The 18,880-nt window shown below is 38.2% G+C and carries 15 protein-coding genes; all 15 read left to right on the top strand.

From position 1 onward, the window contains the following. The first annotated feature begins 189 nt into the window (after positions 1 to 189). Positions 190 to 486, top strand: coding sequence for a hypothetical protein (locus tag INF29_RS08715; protein WP_193486028.1), 297 nt, complete (start codon positions 190 to 192; stop codon positions 484 to 486). Between the two features lie 213 nt (positions 487 to 699). Continuing rightward, on the top strand, positions 700 to 1,602 hold the full coding sequence (locus INF29_RS08720; protein ID WP_072851521.1) for a LysR family transcriptional regulator: 903 nt from the start codon (positions 700 to 702) through the stop codon (positions 1,600 to 1,602). Positions 1,603 to 1,703: 101 nt separating this feature from the next. Then, positions 1,704 to 3,296 carry a nickel ABC transporter substrate-binding protein gene (nikA, locus tag INF29_RS08725; RefSeq protein ID WP_193486030.1) on the top strand — a complete coding sequence of 531 codons (1,593 nt, stop codon included), beginning with the start codon at positions 1,704 to 1,706 and terminating at the stop codon, positions 3,294 to 3,296. A 73-nt stretch (positions 3,297 to 3,369) separates the two neighbouring features. Continuing rightward, entirely contained in the window at positions 3,370 to 4,308 is a 939-nt protein-coding gene (gene opp1B / locus INF29_RS08730; RefSeq protein WP_072851527.1) for a nickel/cobalt ABC transporter permease, read from the top strand. Between the two features lie 3 nt (positions 4,309 to 4,311). Beyond that, entirely contained in the window at positions 4,312 to 5,136 is an 825-nt protein-coding gene (opp1C, locus tag INF29_RS08735) for a nickel/cobalt ABC transporter permease (RefSeq protein WP_193486032.1), read from the top strand. Continuing rightward, the gene (locus tag INF29_RS08740) at positions 5,133 to 5,972 is read left to right on the top strand and encodes an ABC transporter ATP-binding protein (protein WP_193486034.1); all 840 of its coding nucleotides are present in this window, start codon (positions 5,133 to 5,135) and stop codon (positions 5,970 to 5,972) included. The genes opp1C and INF29_RS08740 overlap by 4 nt, the downstream gene beginning before the upstream one ends. After that, positions 5,956 to 6,756: an ABC transporter ATP-binding protein gene (locus INF29_RS08745; protein WP_087989985.1), complete on the top strand. Its 801-nt coding sequence runs from the start codon at positions 5,956 to 5,958 to the stop codon at positions 6,754 to 6,756. The genes INF29_RS08740 and INF29_RS08745 overlap by 17 nt, the downstream gene beginning before the upstream one ends. After that, positions 6,753 to 7,685 carry a M14 family metallopeptidase gene (locus tag INF29_RS08750; protein ID WP_193486036.1) on the top strand — a complete coding sequence of 311 codons (933 nt, stop codon included), beginning with the start codon at positions 6,753 to 6,755 and terminating at the stop codon, positions 7,683 to 7,685. Before INF29_RS08745 ends, INF29_RS08750 begins: the two co-directional genes overlap by 4 nt. Beyond that, positions 7,672 to 8,985: an MATE family efflux transporter gene (locus INF29_RS08755; RefSeq protein ID WP_193486037.1), complete on the top strand. Its 1,314-nt coding sequence runs from the start codon at positions 7,672 to 7,674 to the stop codon at positions 8,983 to 8,985. The genes INF29_RS08750 and INF29_RS08755 overlap by 14 nt, the downstream gene beginning before the upstream one ends. A gap of 1,112 nt (positions 8,986 to 10,097) precedes the next feature. Continuing rightward, on the top strand, positions 10,098 to 10,310 hold the full coding sequence (locus INF29_RS08760) for a FeoA family protein (protein ID WP_072851542.1): 213 nt from the start codon (positions 10,098 to 10,100) through the stop codon (positions 10,308 to 10,310). A 98-nt stretch (positions 10,311 to 10,408) separates the two neighbouring features. Further along, the gene (gene feoB / locus INF29_RS08765; protein WP_087989983.1) at positions 10,409 to 12,415 is read left to right on the top strand and encodes a ferrous iron transport protein B; all 2,007 of its coding nucleotides are present in this window, start codon (positions 10,409 to 10,411) and stop codon (positions 12,413 to 12,415) included. Positions 12,416 to 12,659: 244 nt separating this feature from the next. Beyond that, positions 12,660 to 13,025: a metal-dependent transcriptional regulator gene (locus INF29_RS15070; protein WP_072851548.1), complete on the top strand. Its 366-nt coding sequence runs from the start codon at positions 12,660 to 12,662 to the stop codon at positions 13,023 to 13,025. A gap of 139 nt (positions 13,026 to 13,164) precedes the next feature. After that, a complete protein-coding gene (locus tag INF29_RS08775; protein WP_330391164.1) occupies positions 13,165 to 13,599 on the top strand; it encodes a DUF4491 family protein in 435 nt (144 codons plus the stop codon). Positions 13,600 to 13,833: 234 nt separating this feature from the next. Then, positions 13,834 to 17,784: a hemoblobin-interacting domain-containing protein gene (locus INF29_RS08780; protein WP_193486038.1), complete on the top strand. Its 3,951-nt coding sequence runs from the start codon at positions 13,834 to 13,836 to the stop codon at positions 17,782 to 17,784. 472 nt (positions 17,785 to 18,256) lie between these two features. After that, positions 18,257 to 18,874, top strand: a complete 618-nt coding sequence (locus INF29_RS08785) for a TetR/AcrR family transcriptional regulator (protein WP_193486040.1) — start codon at positions 18,257 to 18,259, stop codon at positions 18,872 to 18,874. Positions 18,875 to 18,880: the final 6 nt, after the last annotated feature.

Consider the following 18,880-nt stretch of genomic DNA (forward strand, 5'->3'; position numbering starts at 1 on the left):
GTTCTTTTGAAGTCTTCGTCATAGCGAATACCTTTGCTGTTTGTTGACATGTAAATACCTCCTTTTGGTGTCTACTTTATTGTAATAGATAGTTACTTTATGTGTCCACTTTTTTAATATAGATCCAATTCTTTGAAAAATAAGTGTAATGAACAAGGGTTCAAAAAATACTGTTATGAGTTTTTTCAGATGATCGCAAAACGAATGGTTCTCTACGAAGAAATCATTAACGAGGATGGGAAGAAAGAATATATTGCTCAGAAGATTAGAATATCAAGGCAAGATACCTATGCTGTAAATGCATATCAAAATGCAAAGCGAGCATATATTTCTTTTCAGGAAATGAATTATGAGGAGGATGATAAAAATAAAGTTTGTATGAAAATATTTGAGAATATTTTAAATATGGTACATTGGATGATGATGGTCAGAGAAATGCGTTTTCCTGTGAATCGTGGAAAAATAGATATGATATGTAGTAGGTAAATGAAAAAAGCTGTGAATCTTATATATTCACAGCTTTTATGTCATCTTATCGATTATTGTCGAAAAATATATTATGATTTTTCTCTGTTTTCATATTGAAAATCATGTGTATGTTAAGAGAAAATATGTCATTTAGTTATAATACTATATGTAAATAGAAAAGAATATGATAAAACAGAGTTAGCAATGGCTAATTTTTGGAGGAGGTCATTTATGGATATTAAACAGCTTGAATTTTTCGTGATTGCTTGCGAGAGAGGAAGTTTATCTCGCGCTGCTGCATGTATGTATACATCTCAACCAAATGTAAGCAAAACGATTACAGCATTGGAACGTGAACTGGGCAGACCATTGCTGAAAAGAACAGGAAAGGGCGTTGTTCCGACGGTATATGGGGAAATGGTTTTGGAATATGCAAGAATGGTATTAAAGGCTACGGCAACGATTTCTTCCTTGGCGGTTCCAGAGGGTAAAAACAGTATTCGTATTTCAACGTATCCCAGTAACATGATTGCACGATTATTGGTAGATTTTTATAAAAAATTTGGCGATACATATACTATTGAACATCACGAGGGTTCGGTGGAAGAAATTGCGGATCAGGTGCATCAAGGTATATCAGAAATTGGCATTGTTTACGTGGCACAACGCCAGGTACAGACATTTCAACATATATTGTCACATAAAAATTTGATCTTTGTTCCGTTGAAGTCAAAAAAAATCTGCTTGTATGTCGGAAAATATCATCCTTTATATCATGAGGAAAGCGTTGATTTTTCTGATTTGCCAAAGTTAAGATTTGTTCGTGGTGTTAGAGATTTCTTTTCTATGGAGCATCATTTGGAAAGTGTAAGTATGGGTATTATCGACACAAAAAATTTACATCATAGCGTATATACAAACAGTGACCATTTATATACTGACCTGTTATTATATACAGATGTTTGTAGTCTTGGTCTGGATTTTATGCATGAACCTTATGAACAATATGATATTAAATCATTGCCGATTAATGGATGTGAACCCTTTTTACAGATTGGGTATATCAGAGATCCGGAACGGGTACTTTCTGAGCAGTCTGTGTGGATTATCGAAAATTTCGAAAAGATGTTATAACGATTTGTTATAGTTAGATATGAAAATTTACCCACTGGTAAGCAATAACTAACTCCGATATAATATGTTTCGAAAACAATTACAGGGAGGTAGTATAACAAATGAAAAAGAAAATTATTGCAATCATTCTTGGATGTGTTACAGCATTTGGGGTATTGAGTGGTTGCGGACAAGGGGTTGAAACAAGTAGTACAAGCAGTGAAAATACCAATAATGAATTGGTTTTTGTAAACTACAGAGATATTCGTGATTTGAACCCCCATCTATATGCTGGAGAAATGTATGCCCAGAGCATGCTTTATGATACATTGGTCAGCATTACAGATGATGGTTACGAAGGATGCTTAGCAGAAAGTTGGACCATAAGCGAAGATGGCAGAATATATACCTTTAAGATTCGAGAAGGGGTTACTTTTTCCGATGGTGCTGTGTGTGATGCTAATGCGATCTTAGCGAATTTCAATGCGATCATTGAAAACAAAGAAAGACATACTTGGCTGGAAATGATGAATTTATTGGTTGGAGTATCTGCTCCGGATGAAAATACGTTTGTTATTGAATTAAGTGAGCCATATTACCCTATGTTGACAGAATTGGGTTGCATTCGACCTTTTGCAATGATTTCCCCTAATTGCATGATCAACGGCAGTACAAAAGACGGTGTGAATGGCTATATTGGTACAGGTCCTTATGTGTTGACAGATTTTGTGACAGACGAGTATGCGGTGTTTGAACGGAATGAAAATTACTGGGGCGAGCTACCTGCAATTGAAAAAATAACAGTAAAAGTAATTCCAGACAATCAGACACGTATCATGGCTTTGGAATCTGGCGAAATCGATTTGATTTTTGGTAAGAATATGCTGGATGCAGATGCCATTAGTCAGTATGTGGACAGTGAAAAATTTTCTGTTTCTTTGTCTGAACCAACTTCTACAAGACATATCGTACTGAATACGACCAACGATATTTTGAGTGATACAACAGTAAGACAGGCTTTGCAGTACGCCACAAATAGACAGGCTATTTCTGATGGTATTTTCTATGGATTGGAAGAACCTGCAGATACTTTGTATGCAAAAACAGTACCTTATTGCGATGTAGAATTGACTCCTTATGAATATAATGCGGATACAGCCGCACAGATGCTGGATGAAGCTGGCTGGACTATGGGAAGTGACGGCATTCGTCAAAAAGATGGAAAGAAGCTGGAATTGGAATTGCTGTACAACAGTGATAGTGTAACAGAAAAAACCATTGCGGAATATCTGCAGAGTGAATACTTGAAATTGGGTATTTCTATCAATATTCATGGAGAGGAAGAGCAATCTTATCGTGACAGCATGAAAGCGGGTAATTTTGATATGGTGTTCAATATTTGCTGGGGTATGCCTTATGATCCACAGTCATCTCTTGCAGCGATGCGTGCACCGGTATATGGGGACTACGCTGCACAGTTGGGCTTAGCGGATAAAGCTGAGATTGATGCGGCAATTACAGAAATTCTTACAACAACGGATGAAACAGAACGCCAGGAACTTTATAGCTTTGTTCTTACACGTTTGCATGAAGATGCAGTTTATATTCCGCTGACATATGAATGCAACAAGGCACTTTATACATCTGATTTGCAGGGTGTACATTTCGGTACAGATCAGTACGATGTTCCTTTTGCGGATATGTATTTCCAGTAAAAAGAACAGCGAAGAGCCGCTTCTAATAAAGAAGCGGTTCTTTTCTTGAAAATATCTTGAAAGGAGAATGAGGATGCGTAGATATATAATTCGAAGAATTTTGTTGGCGATCCCGCTGCTATTGGCAATTTCTTTTGTATGCTTTATGTTTATTAACTTGATTCCTTCAAATCCGGCGGAGGTAGCTCTTCGTGTACAGCAAATGCCGGTTATCACCGATGCAGCCATTGCAGAAATGGAAGAGATGCTTGGATTAAATAAACCATTTCTGGTACGATATTTTGATTGGGTGATAGGATGCCTGCAAGGGGATTTTGGTATTAGTTATGTGAACCCTGCACGAACGGTAGCAGGTGAGATTCTTAGGTCATTACCTGCAACATTGGAACTCGCCGGAGCTTCCTTTGTGATCGTATTGGTTCTAAGTATTCCTATTGGCTTTCTTTGCGCAGTATATAAAGATGGATGGTTTGACAGAATCATGCGCGGAACAGTATTTGTTTCCACAGCAATGCCTCCTTATTGGGTTGGCTTATTGCTGATGTGGGGTATTGGTGTAAAGTTAGGCTGGCTTCCCACAAATGGAAGCGGTTCATGGAGGCATTTGATTTTGCCTGCTTTTACAGTAGCGTTAAGTTATATCTCCACTTATATTCGATTGATTCGTAATAATATGCTGGAAAATATGAAACAGGATTATGTTTTATATGCCAATGTAAGAGGATTGCCGCAAAAAGCAATTTGGGTAAAACATGTTTTGAAGAACTCCATGCATACTTGTATTGTAGCCATGGGGATGAGTATTCCTCAGCTGATTTCGGGTACCATTGTGGTTGAAAATGTTTTTTCTTGGCCGGGACTAGGAACATTATGTATCAGCTCGATTTTTAATCGTGATTATCCGGTAATTCAGACATATGTACTGCTTATTGGTGTCCTTTTTGTGGTGTTCAATTTGCTTTTTGATATACTGCAAACTGTATCAGATCCAAGATTACGAAAGGAGGACTAAAAAGTGACGAAACGTTTTTTGCAAAATCGTGCAGCAGTTTTTACGAGTGCGCTGCTCCTTGTTGTTGCGTGTATTGGAATTTTTGCGCCGATTATAGCGCCTAATGACCCTTATGAAACAAATATTATCAATAAATTTGCTGAATATAGCTTGCAATATCCATTAGGAACCGATCAATTGGGAAGATGTGTGCTATCTAGAATGATTTATGGTATCCGCCCTACGTTGGGTCTCGCTACACTTACCATGTTAGGGACCATAGGCATTGGTGCTTTGCTGGGAATTATGGCAGGGTATTTTCGTGGAATCGTGGAAGAAGTAATCATGCGAGTGGTAGACGTGATGCTTTCTTTTCCCAGCCAAATTATGGTATTTGCCGTTGTAGCTTTATTGGGTATCAATGTACAGAATGTAATTATAGCAAATGTTTTTATCAAGTGGGCTTGGTATGCCAGAATGATTCGAACGGGTGTTTTACAGTACCGTGATAGAAATTTTGTTCAGTTCTCAAGATGTGTAGGCATGCCAGAACGGTTTATTTTATTCCGTCATTTATTGCCCTCTATCACTTCTGATCTGGTGGTGTTAGCATCATTGGATATTGGTTGGGCTATCATCAATATTTCTACACTTTCCTTCTTGGGGCTTGGTGTACAGGCACCGACACCAGAGTGGGGAGCCATGCTCAATGAAGCAAAAGAAGTTTTGACCAGCAATCCAGTGCAGATGATCGCGCCAGGGGTGGCAATTGTAGTTCTTGTATGCTGCTTTAACTTATTGGGAGATGCTATGCGTGATGTATTGGATCCAAAGGAGGTGAAGCAATGAAACCAGTATTGGAATTGAATCAGTTATGTGTTTCTTTGCAGGGCAGAAAAAAAACAAAAGACTTAGTGAAGGGAATTTCGTTTTCTGTAGCACCTGGAGAATGCCTTGGTATTTTAGGCGAATCTGGAAGCGGAAAGTCCATGACCATGAAGGCTGCAATGGGACTTTTAGACAAAAATTTTCAGGTTTCAGGGAGCGCAAAATTCCAAGGGGATGAGTTGCTAGGGAAAAACGCTGAAGAGTTGAGAAAATTAAGAGGCGGTAAAGTGGGGATGGTACTGCAGAACCCTATGACATCCTTTGATCCGCTTTATCGTATTGGGAATCAGATTGCAGAAACCTATGCAGCACATAATCAATGGGACAACGAAGAAGTTCGAGAAAGATCTATTAACATGCTTTTGAAGATGCAAATCAGGAACCCTGAGGAAGTACTGGAGAAATATCCTCATCAACTTTCTGGTGGTATGTTGCAGAGGATCATGATCGGTCTTGCAACTTCCATGACACCAGAACTTTTGATTGCGGATGAGCCAACTACTGCTATTGATGCTATTACACAGTTCGAGATTTTGAATGAGTTTTTGCGAATCAAAGAGGAACATAAAGTGGCGATGATTTTTATATCCCATGATCTGAATGCAATTTCACGTGTGGCAGATCGGATTGTTGTACTCAATCAGGGGGTGGTTGTTGATCAGGGTGAATTTTGTCATATTATGCATCAGGCAAAAGATCCGTATACCAGATTATTAATTGAAAAAAGACGAGATGTCATGCGAAAATACAGAAAGGCGTTGGAAGGTGAGGTGAGCCATTGTGCTCCAGCTAGATAAAGTTTGTGTCAGTTTCCGAAGCGAACGACAGGATAAGATTTTTGGACACACTAGACAACAGGTGCTGTTTGATGTGTCGCTAAAAGTAAAGAAAGGAACTTGCCTTGGTATTTTGGGTGAATCCGGAAGCGGCAAATCAACCATGGGACGCGTGATTTGCGGTTTGTTGAAACCCGATACAGGTGAGGTTATGATAGATGGAACTTCTGTTTATGCATCGCGAAAAGGTCGTAAAGAATTGCAAAATAAACTAAGTGTTGTGTTCCAAGATTATACGACTTCAGCCAATCCTCGGTTCCGTGTGAGCGATGTCATCAAAGAAGGTTTATTTGTTCGTCAAAGGAGAGAGAAGGAAAAGCTGCAATATGAAAAGGAAATCAAAAAATTATTAGAGTTAGTTGGACTGTCTGAAGATTTTGCAGATAGATTTCCTCATGAATTATCCGGCGGCCAGTTGCAGCGCGTGTGCATTGCTAGAGCAGTGGCCTGCAATCCACAGATCGTGTTATTTGATGAAGCTATATCCTCATTGGATGCGCATACACAAGTGCAGATTATGGATTTGTTGTTGGAACTGAAAGAAAAACTTCAGCTGACATATATTTTTATTACCCATGATTTGACGTCTATTACTTATCTATGTGACGATGTGCTATTTTTGTATCAAGGTCATGTAACGGAATATCTTCCGGTAGATAAAATCAGTCAAACGAAAGATCAGTATGCCCGCAAATTATTGGAGTCTATTATCGTGTTTGATACGGAGGAGGCAAAAACAGTATGATCCTATGTGGACATAAAATAGAACGTGGAGAAAAAAAGTACATCAAAATTCATGTAAATGAAGAGTATGCGTTAGATGTTATATTATACTGTGGTGCTTTTCCAGGTAAGACATTGGTTGTGGCGGCGGGTGTCCATGGATGTGAGTATGTTGGAATTGAGGCAATAAAGAGATTAATTAAAGAATTAAACACTGAAAGATTATCCGGGAATGTGATAATATTACCGCTTGTAAATGCACAGGGCTTTTTAAGTGGTGCAAAGCAGGTGGTACCGGAAGATAATGTAAATTTGAATCGAGCTTTTCCGGGTAGACAAGATGGAACTCTGTCTGAACAAATCGCATATACCATAGAAAAAGAAATTTATCCCTATGCAGATTTTTTGATTGATTTGCATAGTGGAGATATCAATGAATCTTTATTTCCTTTGGTATTTATTCCTTCGGTGGGTAGTGATGAGGTGAACCGGTTGGCTTTGGAAGGTGCAAAGATGCTTTCTGTACCTTATCGTGTGCGATCAACAGCAAAAAACGGTTTATATAGTTGGGCAGTACAAAAAGGTGTTCCCTCTTTGCTCATTGAAAGAGGAGAGGGTGGACGGTGGTCTGAATTAGAGGTTGCAGACTGTATGGAAGATGTATATCGAATCATGTCTTATCTTTCTATTTCAGAACAAAAGTTCAAATTGGTACAGCAGCAGGAAATTGCGAAAGCCAAATATGAAGAGTCAACTGTATATGGGTATTGGTACCCCAAAATTACTGCAGGTAATTTTGTCTCAGAAGGGGATATTTTGGGAGTGCTGCAACCATATCCGAAGGGGGAGCCAGTAGAAATCAAAGCCGAATTCGACGGAGTGATACTTTACTATACAACGGCTCTTGGCGTACAGCCTGGAGATGCCATAGTTGCTTATGGAAGAACGTAAAGTTTTTTGGCGCCTTGCAGGGCCTGCTGCGGCAGAAGGATTGCTGCTAATGATGCTTTCAGCAGTAGATTTGTTGATGGTTTCTTCGTTAGGAACGACAGCTGTAGCTGCGGTGAGTATTTTTTCACAACCCAGAATGGTGATATTGTGTTTTTCTAGAGCTTTTGCAGTGGCTGTAACAGCGTATGTTGCACGGCGTAGTGGAAAAAGTAAAGGAGAAAGTTTAAGTAGATTTACAAAACAAACTCTAACGATTGCATTACTGGGTGGCGGAATATTGTTGCTTTGCACGATTCTGTTGTTAGAACCTATTTTGTTGTTCGCGGGAGCAGACAGGACTTATTTGAATTCTGCTATGGCATATGCAAGACCTGCTTTTTTCGGATTGTTCTTTACTGCCCCTGCCATTGCATTACATGGTGTTTTAGCAGGGCTTGGAGATACGAAATCTGTTTTGAAGGCGAATGTGCTAGGAAATGTAATCAATGTGTTGTGTAATGCGGTCTTTATTTATGGTATTGGCCCCGCTCCTAGGCTGGGCGTGTTTGGAGCGGGATTAGGAACATTGTTTGGAGCAGTTGCTGCACTCGGGTATACACTTCTTATTCTTTTGCCCCAAAAGCATCCAGCATCATTGCTAAAGAAAAGTAGATGGAAACCTGATCGAAGGTATTTGAGTCAGATTATGCCATTATATGGAGGGGTATTTACTGAGCAGGCGGTTGAACGTTTTGGTATGTTTGCATACACAAGGATTGTAGCAGGGCTGGGAGCATCTTCTCTTGGAATACACAATATCTGTATGGGAATGTGCGATATATACTATAGTTTTTCGCAAGGTATGGGAAAAGCCGGATTGATACAGTGTGGAAATGACATTGGAGCAACAGGTGGGAAAAAACTGAAAAAAATTTGCCATGTGGTAAAATGGGAAAGTTTGCTGACTGCATCTATAGCATGTGTTTTGTGTATTGTCTTACGTGTTCCTGTGCTTTCCATGTATGCGTTAGAAGGACAAGAACTGCTGTTAGCTTCAGGGATTATGTTGTTTGTAGCGTTTGTGAGTTTTCCGGAAAGTTTTTCTTTGACTCATGCAGGGATATTGAGAGGTATGGGTCATACAGGATATGTAGCTATATATTCCTTGGTGAGCATTGCCATATTACGTCCATTGATTACTTATTTGTTGGTTGTTGTGCTGGATATGCAGCTATATGGAGCATGGACAGCTCTGTTATTGGACCAAAGTTTTCGAGCTCTGTTTGCAGTGATAGGCGTGTGTCATATGCGAAAGAAATAAGAGTTATACGTTTTATAATTGCTGAGTATTGCAACATTAAAATATAATTTATGCGATTTGGAAAACCAGTTGAAACATACTTTTCAACTGGTTTTTATGTAGATATTAGTATGATCTGTGCAAATAATTTACTGAATAAAAAGGATTTTTATGTTAAAAAAGTATGTATGGTATCCCATCCCATTATTTGTTGCGGACGCGATTAGATTCTTTAGAAAAAGTGTATAGGTTTTGTGGATTGCCTTTTTCGAATTGAATGAAAGAAAGATGGGCAAGTTTTGTGTAGTTAAATTCAGTTATATAATATAGTTCAATATTTATAAAGATAATTTTTGAGTCTATTTAAGTGATTCAAAATTGATACCTTGAATAAGTACTTATTTCATAGTTTTATAAAAGGATTCCATTAGGAAATGGAAGTAAGAATTTTTTAACGTGAATAGTATTTCTATCCTTTAAGAGCATTGGAATTTTTGTATACTAAAATGAGAACTTGGCTCTATATGACTAATTAAACCAGCTTTTTGATGTTCTTTTAATATGATTGATTAAGTGGAATAGAAATAAATTAGCCTATCGTTTTATAACCATTGACTGCTGGGATTAATATTAAGGAAACAGCGAAACTGTCAGATTGATTTCTTTGTGGGAGCACGGGGCATATCATCTGCCCATATTTTTCACTAGTGCTTTATCATAATTTTGTGAATATAAAGTAGGTCGCTTTTGGCGAAAGTCTAATAATCTTGTTTCAACTTTCTTGTATCATATCAAACGGGTAAAATTTTAAAATACTAACAAGTAAAATGATAATCAATATTATTGGTTAGTATGATTTCGGAGGCTGTATGAGAGATTATATAAAACATAACAGTTAGCTAATGACAACTGAACAACTTTTTTGTTTGATTGTGATGGTATTAAAATGATTTCTTATATTTATAATGTATCTCAAAAATTACGTAAATAAATATTTTTTCTTGACATATATAATACTAAGGTATATACTATGTGTGAGTTAGATAACGCTAACTGCAATATATTTGTGTATTAGCTGTAACTAACATAAATTAGCGTATTGAAAGTAAATACATAATAAAGGGAGAATTTTCATGACATTAGAACATGCACTTGAGGGAAAAGAATATATTATTCAAAGCATTAATACAGATGATGAGGAGTTAAATGCATTTTTATTTTCTCTTGGCTGTTATGCAGGCGAACCAATTACAGTTGTTTCTCGATTAAAAGGTGGATGCGTTGTTTCCATTAAGGACGGCAGATACAATATCGATAATCAATTGGCAGCAGCAATTCAGATTTGATTTTTATGAGAGTAGTTTATTTTGACATATGGTTAGCGTAAGATAACTATATGTCTGAATATAAAGCAAATATTATATAGGGAAGAGGAGGAAGTATTATGAGAATTGCCCTTGCAGGCAACCCGAACTCCGGTAAAACCACTATGTTCAATGCCTTGACAGGTAGAAATGAAAAAGTGGGGAACTGGGCTGGCGTTACGGTTGAAAAAAAAGAACATCCTATTAAAAAGAATTATTCTGGAGAAGTGGAAGAACTGGTTGCAGTTGACCTTCCGGGTGCATATTCAATGTCACCTTTCACATCGGAAGAAAGTATCACAAGCTCTTACGTTAGAAATGAACATCCAGATGCCATTATTAATATTGTGGATGCAACTAATTTAAGTCGTAGCTTGTTTTTTACGACACAGCTTTTGGAATTGGGAATTCCTGTGGTAGTAGCATTGAATAAAAGTGATATCAATAAGAAAAAAGAAACTACCATCAATACAAAAGTCCTTTCAGAAAAGCTGGGCTGCCCGGTAGTAGAAACAGTTTCAACTGCTGCAGAAGGTCTGAAATTGGTTGTTGATGCAGCGGTAGCTTCAAAGGGACAAGTTCAAAAAGCACCCTATGTGCAAGGGGATATTGATTTGACCAATAAGCATGTCGTTGAAGAAGCGGATCGAAAACGATTTGCATTTGTAAATGATCTGGTGTCCCAAGTGGAAAAAAGAAAAATCTTGACAAAAGATAAGGGCACAGGTGACGCAATAGATAATGTTTTGACCAACAAAATCGTGGGTATTCCCATCTTTGCTGTTGTCATGTTTTTGGTATTCCAAATTTCACAGGTATGGGTTGGTCCATTGATCGCGGATACATTGGTTGCTTGGATTGAAACTTTCCAGGGTTACATTGGTGAATTACTGGCAGATGCGAATCCACTGCTGTCAGCCTTGTTGGTTGATGGTATCATCGGTGGTGTTGGTGCCGTTGTTGGTTTCCTGCCACTGGTTATGATCATGTATTTCCTGATTGCATTGCTGGAAGATTGTGGATATATGTCCCGTGTTTCTGTTGTGCTGGATCCAATCTTTAAAAAAGTTGGTCTTTCTGGTAAATCCGTGATTCCTTTTGTAATCGGTACTGGTTGTGCAATTCCTGGTGTTATGGCAAGCCGTACAATTAGAAACGAACGTGAACGTCGTGCGACAGCAATGCTGACACCCTTTATGCCCTGTGGTGCAAAAATCCCCGTAATTGCTTTGTTTGCAGGTGCTTTCTTTGAAGATGCTGGTTGGGTTAGCTTCCTGATGTATTTTACTGGCATTGTTTTGATTTTCCTTGGCGCTTTGCTCGTAAACAAAATTTCTGGATATAAAAACCGTAAGTCTTTCTTTATTATGGAATTGCCTGAATACAAAGCACCCTCTTTTATCTTTGCTTTGAAAGCGATGTGTGCACGTGGCTGGGCGTACATCGTAAAAGCAGCGACCATTATCCTGCTGTGTAATACAGCTGTACAGATTATGCAGACTTTCAACTGGAGTTTCCAGGTGGCAGAAACTGCTGATAGCTCCATTTTGGCTTCCATTGCTGGACCATTTGCTTATTTGCTGATTCCCATTGTTGGTGTACTTAGCTGGCAGCTGGCAGCGGCAGCAGTAACAGGCTTTATTGCAAAAGAAAACGTTGTAGGTACTTTAGCTGTATGCTTTGTTGGTTTGGAAAATCTGATTGATACAGAAGAGTTGGCAATGATTGAAGGTGCAGGCGGTGAAATTGCAGGTGTAATTGCTATTACAAAAGTTGCTGCACTGGCATATCTGATGTTCAACCTGTATACACCTCCTTGCTTTGCAGCCATTGGTGCCATGAACTCTGAAATGAAAAGCAAAAAATGGTTGTGGGGCGGTATTGGCTTACAGTTGTGTACCGGTTATACCATTGGTTTCTTAGTATACCAGATTGGTACTTTGATTACGACAGGTTCTGTAGGAGCTGGCTTTGTACCTGGTTTGATTGCAGTATTGATCATGGTAGCTGTTGTGATTTATCTGTGCAAGAAAACAGAAAAGGAACTGAAACACGAATATGAATTGAACGGAGCGAAAACGGTATGATTGACTATATCATAATTGCAATCATTCTCATCATTGTGGTAGCAGCTGGCATATATGTTTATAGGGCGAAAAAAAGCGGACGGAAATGTATTGGTTGCCCAGATGGTTGTTCCTGTGGAACAAAAGAAAACGGGCATGAAAGTTGTTGCTGTGATAAGACAAATAAGTAATTGTATTTTCGTAATAACGAATTTGATTATATAATTACAGGTTACATCTTATTATATAAGGATGGGTGAGGTAAGTGAAACAGAGGAGAGTAACAGAAAATTACTTAAAAACTATTTATGAACTTTCACAAAAAGGAGTTGTACGCAATCAGCATCTCGTGCATGCCTTATCTGTTTCGCGCGCTACTGTATCTGTTTCCGTAAAGATTCTAGCGGAAGAAGGTTTTGTTTATCTGGTCGACGGAAAGTATATTTACTTAACTCAGAAAGGTTTGCAGATTGCAAAAGAAATGAATGAAAGATATCAAGTGCTATGTAAATTACTTATCAGTTTGGGAGTGAAACCAGAAATTGCATCAAGAGATGCATGTGAGTTGGAACATTGTATGGGCGCAGAAAGTTTTTCAGCTTTGAAAACACTTGTACAATGTGAAATTTGATTTCCATATTGGAGATTGCATGCTATTCTCTATAAAGTCATGATATTTTAATAGATTCATTTAAGCGACGTTCCGTTTTTCTAAATGGAACGTCGCTTTCCTGTATAGATTTTTGGAGAAAACTACGGGAAGTATATTAATGCATATAAATTTTTTAAGATTTTTTCTGCAGATGAATTCCTGTATTATAAATATCGGGAATACTGGCATTTTCGCAAATGTACTGGATGGCATTGAAATTGAATATTTTATTGAAAATGAGGTGGAGGATATGTTTCATTTTGATGGAATTTTAGTAGGAATTGCTTCTTTGTGTATTATTGGTATATTTCATCCGTTGGTAATATGGAGTGAATATTATTTTTCAGAACGTATTTGGCCAGTATATTTCATGATGGGTTTGTTTTGTTTGATACTTTCCTTATTTATGAACAATATATTTTCTGTATTATTAGGTATCTTAGGATGTTCTTTTTTATGGAGTATCAAAGAATTGAAAGAGCAAACAAAACGTGTTGCACGTGGCTGGTTTCCTCAAAATTCCAAGCGTAAGCAAAAAATGAAATCAAAGTGATTTTTGGTTTTATCACAGAGAGATACTGTGAGTGTTTCACAATTTTTATATATCAAATTTGAATAATGTGACGATTGAAATAAAGTTATTGTTCTTTTATAATTAATCCAGTTAGCATATGCTAACTCTTATCAATTAGAGGGGAAGTGGAATATGTAGAAGGGATTAGATATTAATATGAAATACTTCATTATAACATTAAGTTAGTCATTGCTAACTGAAGAGGAGGCGTTTATGAAAAAACTACAGGCACAGATATGTGCAGCATTAATGACTTCAAGTATTGCGTTGGGGGCACTTCCCTCTGCACAGGTATTTGCGGCTGGTTCTGATATTGATGGACATTGGGCGCAACAACAAATATTAACATTCGCGGAGAATGGATATATTGCTGGTGATGGAACTGGGAATTATCTTCCAAATCAGATTATGACAAGAGCGCAGTTTGCAGCTGTTATTAATCGAGTAATGGGGTATACAGAAGAATCTCCATCTATTGCAAACTATACAGATGTAGAAGATAGTGCTTGGTATCGCTCTGATTTAGCAAAAGCTTTATCGGCAGGATATATGAGCGGAACATCGGCAACCACTATGTCCCCGAATCAGCCTGTCACAAGAGAACAGGCTGCGGTTATGATTGTAAGACTGCTTGAAGAAAATACTTCAGTAGATTTATCTGTTTTGGATGATTTTACAGATAGAGGTGATATATCTGCTTTTGCAGTAAATGCAATGGCAAAGTTAATTTCTGATGGATATCTTTATGGTGCGGATGGCAAATTAATGCCTCAAAAATCAATGACACGAGCGGAAGGTATCGCTCTTCTTTCCAGATCTATGGATGCACTAAAAGATATCAATCTTGAAGAAGAAAAAGAGGAAACAAAGACGGAAGAAAAAGACAATTCCAATAAAGGAAGTTCTGGAGGCAGTAGCGGCGGTGGTAGCAGCAGCGGTGGCGGTGGCAGCAGCAGCGGTGGCGGCGGTAGCAGCAGCGGTGGCGGTGGTAGTTCCAAACCTTCTCAGAATATCGCTAAAGCTGCACAGACGAAACTGGTAGATTTAGGACGGAGTCAGTATGTTGTCGTTTCCTTTGAAGAAGGCTTCTCCAAGGATAATACAAAACTGATCATTGACGGAGTTGATGTTACTTCTAATTTTACCAATGTAGATGATGATGGAACCATCGTCAAATGGGAACTGACTTCTTTGAATCCTGCCAAATTGGTATTGGAAAGCGGAAGCAGTAAACAGGAAGTAAAGCTGACAAATAACCAGAGCCCTGAAAAACCGGAAGTATTGGCGTCAGTACCAGAATCCTATAATCTGATGGCAAATGGCGCTGTAGCGGTTTGGGACTATCATTTGACAAATTATGATGAAGCTGGGAATGTAAGAGTATATCCTGAAAAAACAACATTTGATTTGGACGCATCTGATGAATCCATCCCATACTATAGCCCTGATGCAGAAGTTACAGAAGAAGGCACAGGTGAAGTTATCGTAATGTTCAATTATTCCACTGCAGAAGAAAAACAGTGGTTCGATGGCATTACGGATGTTGATCTGGTGGCATTCAATGAAAACAATAATACTTTAAATGACAAACTTCAGTACAAGACAGAGCAGGTAGAACATAATGGAAAAACTGTTGGTCAAATTAGTATATCTTTGGGACAGACTAATTTCTATAGCAATGGACGTTACAACATCAGAGTTACAAGTGGTGGACAAAGCTGGCTGTTCCCGATTCATGTGGTAAATAAAACAGCACCATCTATGTATTTACAGGGGAATGGCGGCGTCATCCAAAGCGGTAAAAACGTGTATTTCCATGTAGAGGATATGGTATACGGCATTACAATGCCTGTATATCGTGTAACATTGACTGCACCGGATGGAGAAATAAAAGAGCTGGAAAAAATTACAGATTACTACCTGTTTGGTAATTTGTTCGTTCTCTACAACGATGTTGAGGGACATAATAATATTCCAGATAATGGAACATATACGATTAAGGTTTATGCTGAGGGCTTCAAACCTATGGAAACAACTTTTGTAGTTGGCAGTGGAGTGAATAATGCCATTACATATGCTGGTGCTGATGCTGTTACCATGGCAACCTTCGATGGAGGCGGGTCTTCCGGTGGAGACGGTGGCAGCAACGTGATGAACGCATATCTGATTTTTGACTCTGATTTGCTGGCAAATGCGGAAATTCTGACAGAACTGGGCATCGAACAGGAAAGTGCAGCAAAAATTGCTGAAAGATGGGATCAGGATATGACAAGCTGGCTTTATGTTTTTGATAAAGGTGGCGAAGTATTCTATGACTACAGCGGAAAGAGTGGCGCCTTTACCAATCTGGTAAACGAAGCAGAAGCTAATGGTGAATATCTGACTTTTGCTGAATTCCAGAAAGAAGAAACTGCTTCTGTAACACAGAATCGCCCTTACGCAGCAAAATATGTACTGGAAGACAACCTCCTTGGGGAAACACAAATGGGCGGTAGCTACATCGGTAGACCTGCACCAAAACTGACTGTGGTAGAAAGTCAAGAAGGTTCTGACCTGAAGCTTAGCTGCGCAGACACAGCTTACTTGGCTGCGGTTGCAGAGGATGGTAAAATTTATCTCAACGGTGATAACATGCATCCATTGGAAAAAGGTGATTTTACTGTAAATCTGGACGATTCTACTTTAATAATACCTGGTGAAAAACTGGAAGTTGGCGAAAATACCATTTGTATTTCAGTTGACGGATATCAGGATAAAGAAATCGAAGTGGATTATGGCAAAACAGTTGAAGAAACAGTTCTGGAAGTAAAAGCTGGAAATGTTAGCGAAGCTGTTACTGTAACGGCTGCCGGGGAAAATGCCACGGGTGACATCTGGAAATATCTGACAGAAGTCAAGCTGACATATCCAGATAGTACAGAGAGAGATGTTTTACCTGATGGACAGGAATTTTTTTCTGAAAAGATTGGCTATAAAATTTCCGGCAAACATTTAATTTTGGGGAAAGATTTGTTTACACAGGCTGGCGAATATCAGGTAACGATTACAGCAGAGTATTATGACACAAAAACAGTGAAATTCACTGTTGGTGATGGAACATCAACAGAAACAAAACCTGTACCTAAATATGAAAGTGTTGATTGTACGTACAGCAATTTCTCCCAGACAACATATACTTTTGCTTTTGCACCGTCTTACGATAACAATATCGAAGCGTGGATAGATGCTGTAAACAAAGTAACAGTCAATGGTACAGAATATAGTTCCAGCATGGTTGCTGATTTGTATTTCACAACCAACACAACAGAGCAGAAGATCATTCTTCATGGGGATACACCTTTCACAGAGGGCGATAATACTGTTGTGATTTCCGCAGAAGACTATGAAGATTTGACATTGACAGTTGAAAAAGATGGAACCATTGGCGGAGATTCAGGAGAAGATCCAGGGGAGCCGGGAGAAGATCAGGCTGCTCCAACGGCAGAATCTTTCAGATTTGTTGATGAGTTTTTTGGGGACGATTATTATCGTTTGAAATTTAATCTGACAGAAGATGATGCATCAGCTTATTTGCAAGCCATTACTTCCATCAAAATTAATGATGAAGCGTGCGATAAAGTGGGTAGTTTCTCGGGCGACAAAAATTCTTATAAGTTCTCCAATGATGAGGCATATGGAGGGAAATGCCAATTCATCGATTTCACTGCTGATTGCTTCACAGAAGCAGATAAGAGCTATACTGTAGAAATCATTGCGGATGGCTACGAAACATTGACTTTGAGCATTAAAAATAACAGTTTAGTAGATGGCGATGAACCTACGGAACCAGAAGAAAATAAAGAAGCTCCTTCTGTAAATAGTTTGGTGTTTAAAAACGAAATGCTGAGCAGCTATTATCGCTTAAGTTTCGACCTTTCAGTAACAGATGCAGCAGCATATTTGAATGCAATTACAAGTATAGAAATTGATGGGAATAGCTGCAAAATGGTATCAGGTTTCTGGGGTGAAAAAAATGCCTATAAGTTCTCTAATGATGAGGCATATGGAGGAGATGATCAATTCATTGATTTCACGGAAGATTGTTTCTCAGGAGAAGGGGAACACACTTTAACAATTTCTGCAGATGGCTATAAAACACTGACTTACACATACCCTGCACAATAATTTGCATAGGAACCAGTTTTAGTAGGATAAAATGGAAAAGGCAAACAGGAAAATAAAAATTTCTGTTTGCCTTTTCATGTACTCTCATATTAAATAAAAATTCGGAAAAAAGATGGCAAGTCGGTGGCAATAGTCACTGACTTTTTTTACTTAGAAAGCTATTGATGACAGTAAACCATCTTTATACTATTTTGCTAGACATAGAACAGATTATTTTTGTATTGGATTTATCCAAACCTCATAGCTTGCTACGTTAAATGTTAGATTGAAATATAAATCTGATTTGCTTCTGCAGGTTTTTTCCAATTATAAAAAAGCGTCTAATAAAAATATCAATTTTAACATATCTTGGCATCAATGTTATGTAGATCATTCCGGTATTTATATATTTCAAGTAATGTACTCTTGACAAATAAAATGACTGATTTTATAATATAACTGTGTTATATAACAGTGTTATATGGAGGTCGATATGGCAGAGCAAAGTTTAACAACGTTAGAATATATTCATCTTGAGGCCAAAAGGGAATTTTCGGAGAAAGGTTATCGTTCTGCATCCTTACGAAATATTCTTAAATCTGTAGGGCTGACGACGGGTGCTTTTTATGGGTACTATAAAAACAAAGAGGAACTCTTTGAAGCTCTTGTGGGCAAACACTATGATTATTTGATTAATCGTTTTAAAGAAGCCCAGAAGGAATTTGCGAATCTTCCGCATGAACAGCAACCGAAAGTTATGAGCGATATTTCTGGGATGTGTATGTTTGATATGCTGCATTATGCTTATCAGAATCTGGAAGAATGTAAATTGCTTCTCTGCTGTTCAGAAGGTACACGATTTGCTAATTTTATAGACGAAATGGTTGAGATTGAGATGAATGGCACCCAGGCGTATAAAAACGTTTTAGCAAAGTTGGGGCATCCTTCTCCGCCAATAGATCCAGCCTTAGAACATATTTTGATTACAGGGATGTTTCATACGTTTTTTGAACTGATTATTCATGAAATGCCCCTTGCTGACGCAGAAAATTATGTTGAACAGATGAGAGCGTTTTATACCGCTGGTTGGATGAAAATTATGGGGCAGTAAAGCCCT

Source organism: Anaerotignum lactatifermentans, assembly GCF_014982935.1.
In the GTDB taxonomy this organism is placed as follows: Bacteria; Bacillota; Clostridia; order Lachnospirales; family Anaerotignaceae; genus Anaerotignum; species Anaerotignum lactatifermentans.

Coding starts and splice junctions, on each gene's coding strand:
- nikA (WP_193486030.1), top strand. CDS start 1,704: ATGAAAAAGAAAATTATTGCAATCATTCTTGGATGTGTTACAGCATTT.
- INF29_RS08750 (WP_193486036.1), top strand. CDS start 6,753: ATGATCCTATGTGGACATAAAATAGAACGTGGAGAAAAAAAGTACATC.
- INF29_RS08775 (WP_330391164.1), top strand. CDS start 13,165: ATGCATATAAATTTTTTAAGATTTTTTCTGCAGATGAATTCCTGTATT.
- INF29_RS08760 (WP_072851542.1), top strand. CDS start 10,098: ATGACATTAGAACATGCACTTGAGGGAAAAGAATATATTATTCAAAGC.
- INF29_RS08715 (WP_193486028.1), top strand. CDS start 190: ATGATCGCAAAACGAATGGTTCTCTACGAAGAAATCATTAACGAGGAT.
- opp1B (WP_072851527.1), top strand. CDS start 3,370: ATGCGTAGATATATAATTCGAAGAATTTTGTTGGCGATCCCGCTGCTA.
- INF29_RS08720 (WP_072851521.1), top strand. CDS start 700: ATGGATATTAAACAGCTTGAATTTTTCGTGATTGCTTGCGAGAGAGGA.
- INF29_RS08740 (WP_193486034.1), top strand. CDS start 5,133: ATGAAACCAGTATTGGAATTGAATCAGTTATGTGTTTCTTTGCAGGGC.
- INF29_RS08755 (WP_193486037.1), top strand. CDS start 7,672: ATGGAAGAACGTAAAGTTTTTTGGCGCCTTGCAGGGCCTGCTGCGGCA.
- feoB (WP_087989983.1), top strand. CDS start 10,409: ATGAGAATTGCCCTTGCAGGCAACCCGAACTCCGGTAAAACCACTATG.
- INF29_RS08780 (WP_193486038.1), top strand. CDS start 13,834: ATGAAAAAACTACAGGCACAGATATGTGCAGCATTAATGACTTCAAGT.
- INF29_RS08785 (WP_193486040.1), top strand. CDS start 18,257: ATGGCAGAGCAAAGTTTAACAACGTTAGAATATATTCATCTTGAGGCC.